General features: G+C 39.3%; 9 protein-coding genes. 1 reads left to right on the forward strand and 8 read right to left on the reverse strand.

The features are described 5' to 3' along the window. The 3 genes from AC07VK_RS05680 to AC07VK_RS05690 all read right to left on the reverse strand — a co-directional run bounded on the left by AC07VK_RS05680 (nt 1) and on the right by AC07VK_RS05690 (nt 5,974). Complete coding sequence (locus AC07VK_RS05680) at nt 1–3,162, reverse strand: SusC/RagA family TonB-linked outer membrane protein (RefSeq protein ID WP_492958946.1); 3,162 nt, start codon at nt 3,160–3,162, stop codon at nt 1–3. A gap of 498 nt (nt 3,163–3,660) precedes the next feature. Continuing rightward, nucleotides 3,661–4,329: a DUF3826 domain-containing protein gene (locus AC07VK_RS05685; RefSeq protein WP_492958948.1), complete on the reverse strand. Its 669-nt coding sequence runs from the start codon at nt 4,327–4,329 to the stop codon at nt 3,661–3,663. Between the two features lie 10 nt (nt 4,330–4,339). Further along, on the reverse strand, nt 4,340–5,974 hold the full coding sequence (locus AC07VK_RS05690; protein WP_492958950.1) for a fucose isomerase: 1,635 nt from the start codon (nt 5,972–5,974) through the stop codon (nt 4,340–4,342). Nucleotides 5,975–6,197: 223 nt separating this feature from the next. Here AC07VK_RS05690 and AC07VK_RS05695 point away from each other — a divergent pair, with 223 nt between their 5' ends. Beyond that, entirely contained in the window at nt 6,198–7,067 is an 870-nt protein-coding gene (locus AC07VK_RS05695) for an AraC family transcriptional regulator (RefSeq protein ID WP_492952335.1), read from the forward strand. A 212-nt stretch (nt 7,068–7,279) separates the two neighbouring features. On the opposite strand, the gene AC07VK_RS05700 is transcribed toward AC07VK_RS05695, so the two are convergent. The 5 genes from AC07VK_RS05700 to AC07VK_RS05720 all read right to left on the reverse strand — a co-directional run bounded on the left by AC07VK_RS05700 (nt 7,280) and on the right by AC07VK_RS05720 (nt 18,003). Beyond that, the gene (locus AC07VK_RS05700) at nt 7,280–8,212 is read right to left on the reverse strand and encodes a dihydrodipicolinate synthase family protein (RefSeq protein WP_492958952.1); all 933 of its coding nucleotides are present in this window, start codon (nt 8,210–8,212) and stop codon (nt 7,280–7,282) included. A 57-nt stretch (nt 8,213–8,269) separates the two neighbouring features. Beyond that, nucleotides 8,270–9,838, reverse strand: a complete 1,569-nt coding sequence (locus AC07VK_RS05705; protein WP_492958954.1) for a sodium:solute symporter family protein — start codon at nt 9,836–9,838, stop codon at nt 8,270–8,272. A gap of 98 nt (nt 9,839–9,936) precedes the next feature. Next, nucleotides 9,937–13,410, reverse strand: a complete 3,474-nt coding sequence (locus AC07VK_RS05710; RefSeq protein ID WP_492958956.1) for a malectin domain-containing carbohydrate-binding protein — start codon at nt 13,408–13,410, stop codon at nt 9,937–9,939. A gap of 188 nt (nt 13,411–13,598) precedes the next feature. After that, nucleotides 13,599–16,415, reverse strand: coding sequence for a glycoside hydrolase family 95 protein (locus AC07VK_RS05715; protein ID WP_492958958.1), 2,817 nt, complete (start codon nt 16,413–16,415; stop codon nt 13,599–13,601). A gap of 1 nt (nt 16,416) precedes the next feature. Continuing rightward, on the reverse strand, nt 16,417–18,003 hold the full coding sequence (locus AC07VK_RS05720; RefSeq protein WP_492958960.1) for a glycoside hydrolase family 28 protein: 1,587 nt from the start codon (nt 18,001–18,003) through the stop codon (nt 16,417–16,419). Nucleotides 18,004–18,157: the final 154 nt, after the last annotated feature.

Below are 18,157 nucleotides of genomic sequence, written 5' to 3' on the forward strand. Positions count from 1 at the left end.
TTATAGGTTAACACTTAATCCTAAAGATATCGTCCTCAACATTGGATAATCCCATGCACTTGAAGTGTATGGATCTTTATAAGGCAGCGGATTTACAATGGTCCAAAGATTATTTCCGGTTAGTAGAATACGGGCTCCACCGATCCCTAATTTATTTGCAAAAGCAGTAGGTGCTTTATAACTCAAAGTCATGGTATTGATCCGGATCATCGTTCCATCAACTGCCCAAAAATCAGAGTTTATTCCTAACGAAGGATCATCAAATCTAGGATATTTGCCTTCCATTGGATTTTCTAATGTCCAGCGATCTGTCCAGATAGACAAAGTATTTCTAGTTTTTGACGGTGCTGTTCTTGCCCTGCTATCATAGAAAATTTTACCACCAAATCGGGCATTGATATTCGTGTTTAAACTGAAGTTTTTGTAGGTCAGGTTTAGCGAGATACCAGAAGAAAAGAATGCATTAGTATTGTTATACAAAGGCGCTAAATCGCTGTCGGAGATTACACCATCAGCATTGGTATCTTCATAATACAACCAGCCGGCTTGTGGGATTTTATCGTAAATCCTATAATTAGGGTATTTCGCCATCCAGGCATCAACTTCTCCCTGAGTTCTGAACATGCCCAGGTTGGTTAAACCATAATTGCTGGTATTGTACTTGCGTGGGTCTGTACCGAACAATTGTAAGTTAGGAAAAGTATTGTTGATTAAGTTACCTGGCGTATAGAGGATCCTGTCTGTAACCGAGTTACCATAAGAGAAGTTCATGCTTGCACTAAGATTCCAGTCTGTTGCAAGTTTTGCTTTATAGCCAATGCTAAACTCGGAACCCCAGTTATAAAGCTGTCTGTAGTTTAATACTGGAGCCTGTGTACCAAAATATTGTGGATATTGATTATTTGCACCCAGTTCGAAACCGTCATAAGTATAGTTTTGGAAGGCTTCAATACTAATATCTAATTTATTGTTAAACATTGAAGTTTCTAAGCCAACGTTAATGGTTCTTTTCTTCTCCCAGGTGATTTCAGGATTAGCCAAACGGGAGCGGTTCAAACTATTACCATTTGAAGTTCCATAGATATATCCATTGGTTACGTCAATCTGGAATCTATCCTGCCATAAACGAATGCCAACCCTGTCATCACCCGTAATACCAACATTCGCTTTTAATTTTAGGAAATTGATGAAGCTAAGTGCACTACTGTTTTTAAAGAACTTTTCCTGACTCACTACCCATCCAATTCCAATATTTGGCGATACGCCCCAACGATTTCCTAAGGCGAAGTTAGATGATGCATCAATACGGGCAATACCCTCAATCAGGTATCTCTTATCAAAATCATAACTAAAGCGGGCAAAACCAGAACGTTTGGAAACCGCTGTTTGATCTAAGTTTGATGCGACTAAAGTATTGATATCGTAAGCAAAAAATTGATCTACACCCGGTATTAACTGATTGGTATAACGAACGGTTGAATTTTGTGTATTACCTTCGCTTTGCTCAGCACCAGCTAAGACACTAAAAGTGTGTTTCGCAATAGTTTTGTTGTATTGCAGTGTTAGAAAAAACTGATAGCTATTGTTATCAGTCAAACCAGGTGTGAAAGTAGAATTTGCTGCACTTGTTGGTTGAAAAGTAGGTGAAGTAGCAGTAGGTAACTGATTGGTGAACAATTCCTGGTTATTCCCTCTTTTTACAAAATTGTACAGCGTGAAAGGTGGTACATATTGTGTATTTTTCGAAGATCCACTTGATTGCGAAACCTGCCCGCGAATAACAAGTCCTTTCAGGAAGATTGGTTCGTAAGTTAATGAGGCGTTAATACGGTATGACTTGTTTGAACCATTATTATAATAACCAGATTCAGAAATGGCTAACGGATTTATATTGGCAGAATTTACGCCGTTAACATTATAGTTAACAAATTTTCCGTCGATACTAATTGGAACCCATCTTGGAACGGTTATCAGTCGTTCAAAAAAGGCGGCATCATTATCCTGGGCATTATGATGCAGTTCTTTCGTGCCATAATCAACGTTAAAATTCACATCTGCTTTTAAGCCGTTCGCCAAGGTGGCAACCACACCACTTCTGAATGAATATTTGTTAAATTTCATTCCTGCATAATTTCCATTTTCCCCCTGGTAACTTCCTCCTGCGAAAAAGGTAATTTTATCACTGCCACCCGAAATGCCGATATTATGTCTTTGTGTGGTAGCCGCCTGCCATACTTCATCGTACCAGCTTTTATAATCCAGCGTTTTGATATACTCTAAATCTTCCGGAGCGAAGTAATCGGATGCTGCAGCACCCTGAGAACGAAATGTATCATTTAATAATAATGCATGCTCATATCCAGATAACATTTTTGGCACCTTGATCGCATCTGAAATGCCCAGATAGCCATTGTAAGTGATGCTTGGCTTGCCGATTCTGCCTTTTTTTGTCGTAACCAGAATAACACCTTTAGCGCCGGCAGCACCATAAATTGCAGCAGAGGCATCCTTTAAGAAGGTTAAATTCTCGATCATAGAAGCATCTATATTATCGAAAGCTTCTCTTGTTACCGTAATATTATCTACAACATAAAGTGGCTCATCTGTGGTACCAGCCGCGGCAGTGGTGGTGGTAGAATTTCTAATGTTTAAAGTAATTGGCGAACCTGGTCGACCTGATGATTGGCTCACGCCAACACCGGCTATCCTATTCCGCAACGCGCCTGCTAAGTTAGGTGCAGGAACATCCTGAATTTCAGCGCCACTAATGGTTGCTACCGCACCCAAAATTTCTGATTTTTTCTTGGTGCCGTAACCGATAACAACAACCGCTTCGTTATCTAAACTTTGACTGTCTTCGACAAAGCTTACAGTTAAAGTTGTTTTGCCCGCTAGCGGAATGACTTGTCTAACATAGCCAACATAAGAAAAAACCAAAGCATCACTTGCAGGATCAGCTATCAGCGCAAATTCTCCTTTGTCGTTGGTGCTTACATTATTGGTTTTGCCACGTATCCCAACAGTTACACCGGGAACAGGCTGCCCATCTTTTTTGTCGACCACTTTACCGGTAATTTGCTTTTGTTGGGCAAAAACAGCGGTACATGTGATTAGCATGAGCACTAAAACCCATGAGGTTTTTCGTAAAAATTTTGAGTTCATATTCGTTATTTGGTTAGTTTTTTACTAATACAGCTAATCTGACATCAATCAGGCCTTGTGCTTGATCAATTTCATTTGGCATATATAAGCTGTAATGGCAATTGCTTTATACAGTTTATTCAATAGTGTTTCCGGTTAAGGATGGGTTTGTTTTTTGTTTGCTTTTTACAGCTTGCTAGTTAGGCAAAAGAATTAGATAGCGTTAACTTAAAAATCTATCTCACCTTAATTGTCTTTGTGGCGACTCATATTTCTTTTTTTTGGTTAAAAATTATTGGTTAGAAAGTACATTTTAACTTTGCAATAGTGAAATAAAATCCATTTTTTAAGCTAAATTCAAACAGTTATTGTATAATCTTATCAAGACAAAAATAACCTTCTCGGTATAAGCTATTTAGTAATTTTATTCATACTACAATATAAGTATAAATTCATATATAAATGAAATATTCTTGAATAAAAAAATAATGGAGCGTTACAATGGCTCCATTAATAGTGCTAATTTGTTTGTGCTTTTGCTTTTCTGCGCTTCTCCCACTCTACTCCTTCTTTCTTCAGATCGTATCCGGCAGCTGATAAGTAATTGTTAATACGACCTTTGTATTTACCAAACCATGCATGTTTTTTATCTGATGACTCTGCATCCATCGCATGTTCACGTGCTTCTGTAAGCCAAGCCAAAATTTGTTTTTTCTGCTCATCTGTCAACGTTAAAATCTGTTCTTGATAAGCCTTATAAGTAATTGGCAGTACATTATAGGTCATGCCGTTTTTAACCAGCTCAACCTGCTCATTAGTTAGTTGCACAGAAAGTTTGCTGATGTATTTCTTATGGAGTTTAGCCAATGACGCTTCTACTACACGGCTATCTTTAGCAAGAGCCGAATCGCGTTCCGCTTTATTGTCTTTGTTTTTTTCTTTAATTGCCTTAACACGAATGTCGCGTGCGGCGTAGATATCGTTTAAATTACTGTATTGATCTCTGATGATCGCCGTTACTTTTTCGGTTTTTTTTGCCTCGGTAATTCCAAGATTAGCAACAATTTTAGCCGAACGCTCGGTAATCATTTTCACATAGGCTTCTTTATCGTTCACAGGATTGTTCTGGGCAAAAATTGCTGTAATGCTCGAGAAGGTTAACAATAAGGCTAAAACTGATGATTTCATTTCTTTATATTTAAATTGTATTTATTTTTTTTAGGTTCACATCTCCGCAAAAATGCACTTTTAAGCCGAGTTCATCCATTGCAGCTGCTTTAATGCGGCAAGCTTCGTGCGCCCCAGCTTCATAATTGGTATAAACCACCTGAATATGGTTGGCTTTATGCCTGGCCATGAGCTGATCGCGGCTTACACCTTTTAAAATGGCATGCATAATTGGCCATTCGGGTGTTGTTCCATTCCACCGTCTTTTGGTTTCTTCCTCAGGCAAAGCTACTACTTCCCCAACGCCTAAATCGCAATGTAATTCATTATCCATTACATAAACACGGCTCCAAACAATGAAACCTGGCTTACTGATGCCTTTTAACGATCCACCGCCTAAGCGGAAATACATAGCAGGCTGCCTATCGCTGCTTGCCCCGGCATAGCCGCCAATAAAATGTGCAGGTGGTGCCGCTCCAGAGATCAAAAACAGCCAAACAAAACCGTCTACACTATCATTTTTGTAATATTCGCCCCAACGGATGTCGTGAAGGGTGTTTTCTCCCGTCATTCCTAATTCTTTCCAAAGATTGTAGGTTACCAGGGCATCTAAACCGGCACATTCATCTACCTCGTTAAAATGTGGTAAAGCACGTTTTGGGTAAAGTTCTCTACCATCTACAGAAAATACTGGCGGACGGTCTTCATTATTTAATAAACCCTCTACTAAATCGCTGGCAACAGTTAGATCTTTTAATCCCTGCTGATATTGGATCCCAATGGTATCGCAACTAAAATTATCAGCTATCCTTAAGGCCGCAATATACATTTTACATTGTTCAAGGGTCTGTTCTTTTGTTAGCTGGGTTTCCTCATCAGTTCCCCAGTTAAAGCTCATTCCTTTTTGTAAAAGCCAGTTTAAAACAGCTTCAGCTTCGGCTTGCTTAACCTGTAGCATACCTGCATATAATGCCGATTGACTTAGGCGCTCTTTAAAGAAACCGGTTTTGTGTAACAGTTCGTCGGGAATGATAGCATTGTACATACCCATGCAGCCCTCATCAAACACACCCATGATCACTTTTCGCTCTTTTAAACTTTTGGCAAAAATTCTTCCTTTCTTGTCGTCGCTTAAGGGGATCTTACTCAAGGCAAAACTTTTAACATGACTTTGGTCGTAACTGATCTTGCCGGTTGATAACCATTCTTGCAGGCCATCGGTAAAAAACTCATCCGTAAAATTTTCGCTCCATAAACTGCTATATGTAATTGCCGCTTTGGTTAAGCAACCGTTCAAATTTAACATGCCTACCAAACCAGGCCATTGTCCGCTCCAGTTGGCTACGGTTAGTATTGGTCCGCGATGTGTGGTGAGCCCTGCAAGTACATGATGTGAGTATTGCCAAACACTTTCTGCAACAATTATGGGTTGGTTGGGATCGATATTTCTAAAGATATCCATACCCATTCTTTGCGAATCGATAAAGCCGTGTTTTTTTGTAGAGTTGTAAGGATGGGCACGTTTAACCTTCCAGCCAAATTGTTCGATGGCTAAAGTTAATTTTCGCTCCATTTCAACTTGGGCAGCCCAGCAATTTTGATTTGCCGAAAGCCGTAAATCGCCACTTGAAACCAGTAGAATTTCGCCTTGTTTACCTTGTCTCATAATTTATTAATGAACAAATAATTTATATAAAAATAATTTGTCTGCTTATATTTGGGTTATGCCTTTACGGCTATATACAAAACTCAACAATGAAAAACACTATTTTCTGATAGTTTTTATCAAATTAATATAGGATGTTATCATTAAACTCGTTAACTTTAGACCGCTGTGGTATAATTTGTTGAATATTGTAATGCAGTCCTAACCAAATATTTATTTTTACATGAAACCTCATTTTCATAAAGTTCCAATTACCTTACAAAGTTCATTTAGCATCCGTCATGATATCAAACCTGATTTTGGAAATATCTGGCATTACCACCCTGAACTGGAATTACATTATGTAATCAAAGGAGAAGGCGTTCGTTTTATTGGCGATAACATCAGTAATTTTGCACCAGATGAGATGGTGCTTTTAGGCGAAAACCTGCCGCATACCTGGCGTTGTAAAGATGAATATTTTCAGAACAATCCAGATCTTACCACTGAAGCCATGGTAATTCATTTCCTGCCCGATTGTTTGGGTAAATATATGCTTACTTTACCTGAAGCTTACCTGATTCCCAAATTATTCGAAAAAGCAAAAAGCGGAATGGTAATTAAAGGGAAAGCTAAAGATAAACTGGTTGATTTAATGCGGGCTGCCGTTGATGCGACCAATTTGGACCGAATTATTATCCTCTTATCTATCTTAAAAACTTTGGCCGAGACGGATGAATTTTCAACGATTGTAACGAGCAAAAATACATTTTATCAAAGCAACGAGTCTGAAACACTCCGCATCAATAAAATATGTAATTATACCCTGAGTAATTATAAAAAGGATATTACATTGGAAGAGGTAGCTTCATTAAGTAATTTAAGCGTAACTTCTTTCTGCAGGTATTTTAAACTGATGACGAAGAAGACCTTTTATGACTTCTTAATCGAAATAAGGGTGAGCCATGCCTGCCGTTTTTTAATCGAAAACAAGCTACCTACCGAAATGATCTGTTTTGATTGTGGTTTTAATAATGTATCTAATTTCTACCGGCACTTTAAAAAGGTTACGGGGATGACGCCTTTGGACTATAAAAGGAAGTATTTGAATTAGATTTTCATAGTGATCGTCATGCTGAATTTATTTCAGCATCTATACTGCAATACATTATCAGATCCTCAAAAATTACTAACAAAATAGATCCTGAAAAAAGTTCAGGATGACGAAATGAACATAATTTATCGTCATCTCGACTGTAGCGCCGCGAAATGGAGAGATCTATTTACAAAGATTTCTCCACTTCGGTCGAAATGACGATTACGCCACTATATAAATACCTTAATATTTAAATTATTGCGCAGCGAAGTATAATCATCAAACAATGTTTCTACTTCTTTTACTATACTTGGTGTAAACGAGCCCACATTTCGGCGGGTAAAAGTCGAGATATTAAGCCCTCGCTTTTGCAGGAAGTATTTCGACACCACTGGATAAACGTTATGCATTACATCCATGTTATCGATTAAAAACTGTTGTACCACCTGTACTTCATCTTTAAAAGCGCCATCATTGTAATGGTCGCAGAGCCATACAATCAATTCTGGAAAATAATTCCCTTGAATACACGATAAGCCTGAAACCCCGGCTTTTAGCGATTCCACCGCATGTACAATATATGCATCGTATAATCCAAAAGTCTTGCCTGCTGTCAGTTTCAGTTTCTCTTTAATCTGACCAAGGTCCAGGCAGGTATCTTTATGGTAAATTACTCTTCCGGTTGATACAAAATCGGCCAATTGTTGCGGTTTCAATACTCTTTTATAAGGTACAGGGCATTCGTAAAAACCTAAGGGAATTTTATCTGTTTGGTCTAAAAGATCGAATACCCGATCGTTAAAAACCTCGTCTGGTTCATTTTCGCCAGCTAACAAACTGGTAATGGCAATCACTGCGTCTACCCCAGTATCGCTCACTTCTTTTACAAAATCGGCCTGTTCGGCAATAGGGCCACCAAAAGTTCCTGTAGCTACCACTGGTACGGCGCCGTTAACAACTTTAATCACATGTTTTATCGCCTGAATTCGCTCCTTGCCACTCAATTCGAACATTTCACTCGATAAGCAGTTGGCAAATAAACCTGATGATCCGGCCTGTAAATAAATCTCAGTAAGCTGTGTAAGTGCCGGATAATCTATATTTCCATTGCTTAAAAAAGGTGTGAGCATTACCGGGATGAACCCTTTTTGTGAGTTTTCCATTATATTCTGATATGGTAAATTGTTCTATATAATTGCCTGATCAAACCAGAATGGTTTTTAATTGGCTGTTTTAGTTTTTCTATTTTTAATTTTCGTCAGGAAAAGCCCTGCTAAAAAAATGGTCAAAGTACCGATTACGATAATCATGTTTTTATGCAAAGGATTTCTAAAAACTTCATATTCTGGAGGAAGAAGTGAAGAAAATGTCATCCATATGATTACGGCAATGCCGATTATTGTTGCTGTTATGGCTTCATGGTTTTTAGTTTGCCTACTGATAATACCCAAAAGGAATAACCCGAGCATTCCTGCCGCAAAAATCCCTGATAATTCCCACCAAACATCTAAAATACTTTTTACGCCAATCATGGCAATGCCGGCAATCATGCCCAATAAGCCAAAGCCAATAGTGGCCAAATGTAACAGTGATAAATTTTGTCTCTCCGTTACATCAGGTTTAAAATATCTTTTATAAATATCAACAGAAAACACTGTTGCTGAAGCATTCATTCCCGAGCTTATGGTACTCATTGCTGCCGATAAAATGGCCGATACAATTAAACCAACCAAACCTATGGGGATTTTAGTCACCATAAAATGTGGCATAATTTTATCACCATAATCAGATGGCTGTAATGCATGCTGTACCTTCAACACCTCTGCTGCCGAAGCACCTAAGGGCAAACGCTCCATGGCTACCTGGTGTTTTATCGACTGCACCAATTCCGGATTGATTTCATAATAAGCATATAAGCAAGATCCTATAATAAAAAAGAGTAATGATGCCGGGATATACAACCAAACACATAACCATATCGATTTCGAAGCTGCTTTACTTGATGATGCCGTATGATAACGCTGGATGTAATTTTGGTCCATTCCGAAGTTATTCAGATTGATAAAAAAACCATACAGCAGTACCACCCAGAACGACGAACCAATAAAATCAGGCTTAAAACTGCCCAAACTAAATTTATTGGCCGATTGTCCGATCTCTACAATCTTCGAAACCCCTCCTGGCATATTCGAAATGATTAAATACAGAATAAGCAAAGCGCCAAAAGTCTTCACCACTGCTTGTACCACTTCTGTCCATATTACTGCCTCAATTCCTCCTAAAACAGTATAAACAATGATACAAATGCCCATTACGATCATAATCATCTGCATGGAATAACCAGTAAGTGCCTGTAGGCTCAGTGCAATCCCGAAAAATATCGATCCCATTCTGGCCAACTGGGTCAATAGGAAACAAACTACTGCGTATACCCTTGCCCATGCGCCAAAACGTTTTTCCAAATGGGTATAGGCCGATATTTCGCCAGTATTCCTATAAAACGGAACAAAGTATTTTGAAGCGATCCAAGCGGCCAAGGGCATCGAAATACTGAATACAAATGCGTTCCAATTGCTCCCGAAAGCCTTACCAGGTACGCCTAAAAAAGTATTGCTACTTAAAAATGTTGCATAAATAGATAAACCTATCGCCCATCCGGGGATCAGGCCCGAAGCTTTTGTAAATTGCTCGGAGTTTTTATTTTTCCTCGAAAAATAAACCCCAACTAATATCATTCCAACAAGATAAATGAAGATGATTGCAAGATCGACTAAAGGAAGTCCTTTCATTATTTGTTGGCTCGTTTATTAATTTGGTTAAAACAAATATGCATGACTAAATATCAGTATTAATATAAGATTTTGGCCACATATTGTACCATCTTATCTTATTGAACATCTAAAGCATCAACTGCCAGTCCTTTGCTTTCTGTGGCAATCAATTTGAGTTTATAAGTCCCGGCATTAATCATGCTCCCGGTGTTAGTGCTCAGGTAATTCCATTTACCTGCTTTGGTTGGTGCAAATTCAACCGTTTCTGTTTTCATTAATGTTCCATCTGCCGATAAAAATTCTAGCTTGGCTTTCAAAAGCTGCTCTGATGGATTATGGTATTTTAGGGTTAGGGAGTAGGTATCAGCAACACCAACTGATAACTGCCAGGTTAAGCTCCCTTGACTCGCCGCATTAAAAATTACACGCTGTTTATCCATTAAAATTGCTTTCACAACATCTTTACCTTCTAAAATACCATCAGTAGCTTTATAAGTGGTGGTGGTTTTTAAATCATACGCGGGTTGTAAATGCGTAATGGGCAATACAAAAATAGTTGCCACCCTATTATCAAAAATGATTCTTTCGTTGGGAATAAGTCTTTTGCGATAAAGATCAAACGTTTCATTATTGCTGTTGCTCAGGGTGGTTCTAGTATTTTCAAATCCCTGCGGAATACTACTGTTTTTATTTAATGCAATAAAGGTATCAACACTATCAGTAGCCGTAAATTCGATACTTTCCTGTCCTCGTGAAGCTTTTAACCATTCTGCACCATATAAATTTGAAGGTAAATGGGTAAATGCTGATTTCTCTCCTTTAAACTGTTCATCCCCAATGTCCAGCCAGCTGTTTAATTCAGCATTTTTTATTTTTGTTAAAAGTGAATTGCTTACTGGCGCGGGTTTAATCTTTTGATTTAAACTGGCTATGGCAATGCCCGAAATCACGGCCTGCCCCACTTTCACCACAGGGAAGTTAATGTCTAAAAAGCCTCCTTTGATTGAAGTTTTAACTGTTTTTTTCAATAAAGTATTACTACCCGCCTCTTTCCAGATATCTAAATCTTTAATAACCGTTTTTCCATTAAATGCCACGTCAAATAAACGCATGGCCTTGGCATCAAAACCTCCGCCAATACCCAGCCATGGTTCTATAAAATAAAGTTCGACCAGATATTCGCCGTCAGGTAGCGGAAAATGATATTTCAACTGATCTCTGCCAAATCTGAAAGTCTGAAAAAGCTTCCAATCTTTAGTACCTTCAATGGGTTGAAAGGTACGGCGTTGACTGGCAAAAAAAGCTGGAATACCCGTAAAACCAGCCGTCCAGGAGGTTGAACCAAAACTATTCAACGAAGTTAAGTTCCGATCAGCAGACCATTTACTCCCGTTAGTATCTGTATAATCGCCACCACCGCAGTTTACACGGTACACATAATTATAATCCTGAGATGGTACTGTTAATTTTTCGTCCTTAATTAAAGTGTTGAAATTTGGGCTTTGAGGCAGATTTTGCAATACCACTTGATCTTTAGCTACCGCTTTTCCGTTCACATAACCCACTGCATATAATACATTATACCGGATATCAGTCTTGTTCCATTGGAAATGTGTGCCTATTGTAGCACGTTTCCTTTTGCCTAAAGATTGGCCGTTTACATCGTTAAACAGTTCTACTTCATCGCAGTTAGAATAAACCACAATACTGTCTTTTATCCCTGGTTTGTTCCAGTGGTTTGGCCAGGTATGCGAAACAATATACACCATAGGCTCAGTTTGCTTTGGGGCATAATTTGCCCTGAACATGTAAAAAACATCCGTTGGTTCTTCCCAAGGCGTAAACATGCCCTTATAGTTTACCGGGCCAACCCGATCTAAATCTCTTAATCCTTCGCCACCTTGCACCCTGCCTGGGTTATCGTGTGAGCTATAGAGCCAGAAAAAATGACCAGCGGTTTTATCTTTTACCGATTCGGCCAGGCGAACTTTTGTTTCCATCAGATCGGTCATTTTATTTTCGGTATAACCTTTACCATTGTCATCTGTATCATGAAGATCAATAGTTCGCCAGGCACCGTATTCGCCAACCAAAACCTGCCTTTGAAGATCTTCTCCATAAGTTAACGGATTACCACCATAAGTGCCAGTCCAGTTTTGAGGAACATCCCAATCCGTTCCTTTTCCACCGTTGCAGGTGGTTACCTTCCTTTGTGATGAAGCTGTAGGATCTAATTTCCGAATCAGCTCAGTACATTCCTTCGCGAAATCTTCTGGTAAAGTACTTTCGTTTTCCAAGCCCCATAAAACAACTGCCGGACTGTTCCTGCGTTCTTTTACCCAGTCTGTTAAGAGGGCTTTAAAATTCTTCCTAAATTCTGGCGTATCGTACCAGATATGTGCGGCCATTTGTGTCCAGCATAAAATCCCTTCTTTATCCCAATAATCTGAGTACAATAAATTGTGTGGTTGATGTGCATCACGGAAGGCATTAAAACCTGCAGCTTTAATTTGTCGAACCCTAGAGCTGATCTGCTCGTTGCTAAAAGCATGGCTCTGCCCAATTAAATGCTCATATTCTGCAATTCCATTAATAAAAACCGGTTTACCATTTAACAGAAACTGTTTCTGGTTCGCTTGTTCACCAATAGGCCAACTGATCCAACGGATGCCATAGGGCGTTTTCAGTTCATCTACAATTTTTCCGTTTTCGATGATGATGGTTTGGAAAGTATAGCGATATGGATTTTCTAAAGACCAAAGTTTAGGGTTAATGATTTTATCGGTCTGCTGGTCAATCTGAATTTCTTTGCCACCGGGAAGAATTATTGTTTTCGTTAATTCTTTAACCTGCTTTCCATTTTGATCTAGTAATCTGCTGATTATGGATATCTTTTTAGGCTTTAAACCATAGTTTTTAACTGTAGTACTCAGATTCAGAATAGCCGCCTTTTCTGAGATTTTATTATCGTTCCAAATGTGTATACCAAAAGGTTCAACACGGATATCATTAGTCACAATTAAATGTACCGGACGGAAAATGCCCATGGGCTGTGAACCTTCTGAAAAACCACGTTCGGTAGAGCAGCCGCCATCAACCCAGGGTAAATCCTGGATATTTGCGGGATGATCGGCTCTTACCGCAAGCACATTGTCTTCGTTATTTAGTTTGATGGCTGAGGTCACATCCAAAGTAAACGTTGTTCGCCCACCAGCGTGGTACCCCACTTTTTTACCGTTTAACCAAACTGTTGCATACGAACCCACGCCTTCGAAATACAGAAAAAACCGTTTTCCAACCTTAATCGCGTTGGTTTTAAATGTTTTGCGGTACCAGGCATAACCATGTTTATTGCCATGAAGTTTGCGTTGATAACCTTCGTACTGATCCCAGTTATGTGGAACATTTACATTTTTCCAGTTTAAGGTTTTGTAGCTGGCTAACTGAAAACCATCAAAAGCATTTTTGTTTTTTTCGTCGGCAATACTGAGCCAATTGGAATTTAATAAAATGTCTTTCCTGGTTTGGTTTTGTGCATAGAGTGAACCCGCTCCATAAAAATTGATGAAGAATAACAGCAGTAAAAGCAAATGTTTAAATTGAATTATTTTTGGTTCGTGGGGACACGAACCAAGGCTTCTAGCCAAGGTACGTGTCCCCACGTACCTCTTCGTGAAATTTCGCGGGGATGTGTTCAGGCAAATCCGGCGTGTGTTAAGCCAGGCTAAAACTGACGAAATCTTCTCCCGCTCAGCCCTTTTAGATTTCGTAAGTTGATTCATCTCGCTTTCAAATCTCCATTCAGTTTATAGCTTTCACCAGCTTTAGTTTCGAACGTAACGTTGTTGTTTTTGTAGCGGATTTTACATGGCCCACCTGTTTTAGATTTTATGGTAATTGAGGTCAATAAACCCTTATTCCATGTTAAATCCAGTTCAAATCCACCCCGTGCCTGTAAACCTTTAATTTCTCCGTTCGGAATAGCTGCTGGCAAAGCCGGTAAGATATCCAGATAGCCTTGGTGGCTCTGCACAATCATTTCGGCGATTCCGGCTGCACCTCCAAAGTTTCCGTCTATTTGGAAAGGCGGATGTGCATCGAAAAGGTTCACATAAGAACCTGCACCATTATTGGCTGGCTTCATTAGCATTTTAACCAGTTTCATGGCATGATCGCCATCTTTAAACCTTGCCCAGAAATTAATCTTCCAGGCCAAACTCCAGCCTGTAGCGTCATCTCCACGGTACAATAAAGATTGTTTTGCTGCTTGCATCATCTTCTCGTTACCATCCCAGGTAATATCATTTCCAGGATATACACCCCATAAATGAGAAACATGGCGATGTTTATTGGTGGTATCATCCTTATCTTCCAGCCATTCCTGGAGTTGCCCGTACTTCCCAATTTGATTTGGCGCAATCTGTGCGATCTTCTCTGTTAGGGATTTCCTAAAATTTTCATCTATATTCAATACCTCGGCAGCGGCGATACAGTTCCTGAACAGCGATCTGATAATCTGGTGATCCATTGTTGGGCCAGCAACTAAACCGCCATTTTCGGGCGAATTAGACGGTGTACTGATCAACCAGCCAGTTTTAGGATCTTTCACTAAAAAATCATCAAAAAATAAAGCAGCTTGTTTCATTAGAGGATAAGCCTCAGTTTCCAGGAATTTGCGGTCTTTACTGAATTGATAATGCGCCCATAAATGCTCACTTAACCAAGCACCTCCACTTACCCAAATACCATGGTTGGAGGCATTAATCGGTGCTGTACCGTTCCATAAATCGGTATTGTGGTGTAAAACCCAGCCACGGGCATTGTAATATGCTTTTGCTGTTTCGGCTCCGGTTTTTGCTATTCCTTTGATTTTGTTAAAAAGAGGTTCGTTTAGTGCTGATAAATTAAGGATTTCAGTCGGCCAGTAGTTCATTTCGAGGTTAATATTGGTGGTGTACTTGCTTCCCCATGGTGGCGTAAGCAAATCGTTCCAAATCCCTTGAAGATTGGCTGGCTGAGTACCAGGCCTGGAGCTGGAAATCAACAAATATCTTCCATACTGCATATATAAAGCCGCAAAAGCAGGATCATTTGCAGTTGCAAACTTCGATAATCTTTCATCTGTGGGAAGGTGCTCATTATCCGATCGCCCAAAATCAACACTAAAATTGTTGTAATAGCTTTGATATTCTTTAATGTGCTGCTGTTTGATTTCAGTATACGTTTTACCTTTTAAACTATTGAGTGCTTTAATGTTGGCCGCTGCCGGATTCCCGGAAACATCCTGCGCATTGATAAAATTGGTTCCGCCTGTCAAATAAAGTGTTACTTCATCTGCCTGATTGATGCTAATTTTGCCATTAATCACTTTTACAGACCCGTTTTTGATTAAAGCTGTTAATCGGCTTTCTCCCTTAATCGCACCATCTTTTACCTGAATAGATAAAGCAATTACATTATTCGCTAAAGTTTTCACGGATGATTTTCGGTGAGCACTGGAAAGTTCAGCATCGAAACTGATGGATGCTTTTTTATTGGCCGTTAAATGGATTACAATGGCCTGGTTTGGGTGACTTGCAAAATACTCACGCTGATAATTTACACCGTTTAGCGTATAAGTTGTTTTTGCAACGGCGGTACTGATGTCTAAAGACCGTTTATAATTAGAAACCATAGATTTGGTCTGCTTGAAATATAGATTCAAATCACCAAAAGGCTGATAACTGCCCTGGTATTGCGGAATAGCTGGCGGATCTTCATCCTGGATCTTATATTTCCACTCCTTAACCAGCGAAATGCCCTGTTCCATGCTTTCGCCAACAGGATAAATGCCAATCTTTTTTGTGGTGTCTTTATAACCAGCCAATCCGCCTTTATCGAAGTAATTGAGTACCTGAATGGCAATTACATTTTTACCTTTTTTAATCAGCTTTGCAGGAATAGTATATTTTCTTGGCTCCGTATTATCAATATTACCGACCAATTGACCGTTTATATAAGTAAAATCCTGATCACGGATGCGGTTAAGATCGAGTACAAGATCTTTTCCAGCCCAATTTTCGGGCACGTCAAAAGTGGTTCTGAACCAAACCGCGCCATCCAGATTGGCCAATCCTACAGCTTCCCAACCCTCGTAGGAAGGTACTTTAATCATTTTCCAATGCTGATCATCAAAATTTGCGAATGCAGGATTACCTTGAATGCCCTTGCCAGCTTTCATTTCATTTACCCAAATTCTTCTGTCGCCCGAACTACTTTGCAAGCCCATAAAATGTTCCTGTGCTAAAGCTTCAGCGGCTGCCTGTTTTCCTTCAAAAAGTAATTTCCTGATCTCGGGCAGATATTGGTAAGCGCCTTTTCGGTTATAATCTCTTGGTTTGCCCGTCCAAACGGTTTCTTCATTAAACTGGATATGATCTACAGCCGTTCCAGCGAAAATCATGGCACCCAATCTGCCGTTTCCGATTGGCAAGGCATCAGTCCACTTTTCGGCAGCCTTATTGTACCATAAAGTATGGTTATTTTCTTGTGCCGAGCTGCTAAAATTAGCCGTCAAGATTAAAAATGATGTACTTAATAAAAGTTTAAACCTCATATTATTGTCCTTTATCGCCCGAAATAATTTCGATGTTACTGTTTACTTCTTTTTCTTTTTTAACTGCTTCTTTCACTCGTCTAAAATTATTATTTCCTAAGAATATATTTTTAGTCTCGGCCCCGTTTAATTTCAAATAAGTAACAGTTTCTTTAACCGGAAAAGCATTATACAGGAACAGATCAGATACATTAGTGACATCGATTACTGCCGCATTGGCATGAGGTTTATTACTTTTTAAACCATCAACGATTAAATTATTCACCTTTAATGCCTTTATCGATGCGCCTAATTCTGTATTCACCTTTACATTATGAAACTCAATATTACTGGAATTTTGAATAGAAAAGCCAGTTTTGGCATCCATATTAATATCATTGAAAGTAATATTATCGATAGGCATTTCTTCTAAACCATTTAAATAAGCCGCCTGGTTAACCTGGCCTGTGATATTACTGAAGTGAATATTCCTAAAAATCGGTGTTCGATCAGAAACGGGTTCTACATTCGTCTTCGCATATTGCATATCAAGTACAATTGCCTGATCTTTAATGTTTTTCATGATGATGTTGCTCACCCTAATGTCTTCAACCACACCGCCCCTGCCACGGGCCGTTTTAATGCGGATGCCGCGTTCGGTTCCGTCGAAGACACAGTTCGAGATGGCTATTTTACGTACATCGCCCGACATTTCACTGCCGATTACCACGCCTCCATGACCTGAGAGCATGGTACAGTTTGTAATTACATAATTTTCTGCCGGAACGGCCATTTTTCGTCCAGGGGCATCTTTCCCCGATTTGATGGTAATACAGTCATCTCCCACACTAATGTGGCAATCTGAAATGTGCACATTTTTACAAGATTCAGGATTAATCCCGTCTGTATTTGGCGAATGGGGATTATTGATGGTAACGGCATGAACCTTAACATTTTCACAGAACTCGGGATTTACGGTCCAAAAAGGCGAATTGCGGATGGTTATCCCATCGATCAGTACATTTTTACAGAACATCGGTTGTATAAATGGCGGGCGAAGAAAACCGCGTTTCATCTGCTTAGGATCATCTGGCAAAATAATATCCTGGTTTAAACCGTCAAAAGTAGTTTGCCATTTAGAACGTGCTTGCCCCTCTTTATAACCTTCTACAAAATCCCACCATTTTTTGCCGTGTCCATCAATAATTCCCCTACCAATAATCGAAATATTTTCTACTTTATAAGCATAAAACAAAGGTGAAAAACTGGTTACATCTACCCCTTCGTAACGGCTTTTTACCATCGGTAAATAATCGTCAAAATTATCGCTAAAATGCAATTCGGCACCGGCATCAATTAATATGGTGATATTGCTTTTTAAATGGATAGCGCCGGTTAGGTATTTTCCGGCGGGGAAATAGACTGTTCCGCCACCGGCTTTTGATGCCGCTTCTATCGCATTTTTTATTGCTGTTGTGGCCAGTTTACTACTGTCGTTTTTTGCACCGTATTTAATTACATTGTAATAAGACTGGGCTTTTGCAGTTAAACCGATACCAAAGGCAAGAATAAAAATTAAAGCTTTAATAATATTGATGGAATGTTTCATTTGGTTATATTTTATTGTTTTTTCGTCATTGCGAGGCACGAAGCAATCTTACGACTATCGCTAGGCATAATAACTAACGCTTTAGGATTGCTTCGTGCCTCGCAACGAGGATCAGTTTAGTCCATTTTAAGCCCACATCGTCCTCGTTTGTAAC

This window comes from Pedobacter sp. GW821-FHT01D05 (assembly GCF_059422505.1).

Excerpts from the sequence above, each read along its gene's own strand:
- AC07VK_RS05680 (WP_492958946.1), bottom strand. The coding sequence starts at position 3,162 with ATGAACTCAAAATTTTTACGAAAAACCTCATGGGTTTTAGTGCTCATG.
- AC07VK_RS05685 (WP_492958948.1), bottom strand. The coding sequence starts at position 4,329 with ATGAAATCATCAGTTTTAGCCTTATTGTTAACCTTCTCGAGCATTACA.
- AC07VK_RS05690 (WP_492958950.1), bottom strand. The coding sequence starts at position 5,974 with ATGAGACAAGGTAAACAAGGCGAAATTCTACTGGTTTCAAGTGGCGAT.
- AC07VK_RS05695 (WP_492952335.1), top strand. The coding sequence starts at position 6,198 with ATGAAACCTCATTTTCATAAAGTTCCAATTACCTTACAAAGTTCATTT.
- AC07VK_RS05700 (WP_492958952.1), bottom strand. The coding sequence starts at position 8,212 with ATGGAAAACTCACAAAAAGGGTTCATCCCGGTAATGCTCACACCTTTT.
- AC07VK_RS05705 (WP_492958954.1), bottom strand. The coding sequence starts at position 9,838 with ATGAAAGGACTTCCTTTAGTCGATCTTGCAATCATCTTCATTTATCTT.
- AC07VK_RS05715 (WP_492958958.1), bottom strand. The coding sequence starts at position 16,415 with ATGAGGTTTAAACTTTTATTAAGTACATCATTTTTAATCTTGACGGCT.
- AC07VK_RS05720 (WP_492958960.1), bottom strand. The coding sequence starts at position 18,003 with ATGAAACATTCCATCAATATTATTAAAGCTTTAATTTTTATTCTTGCC.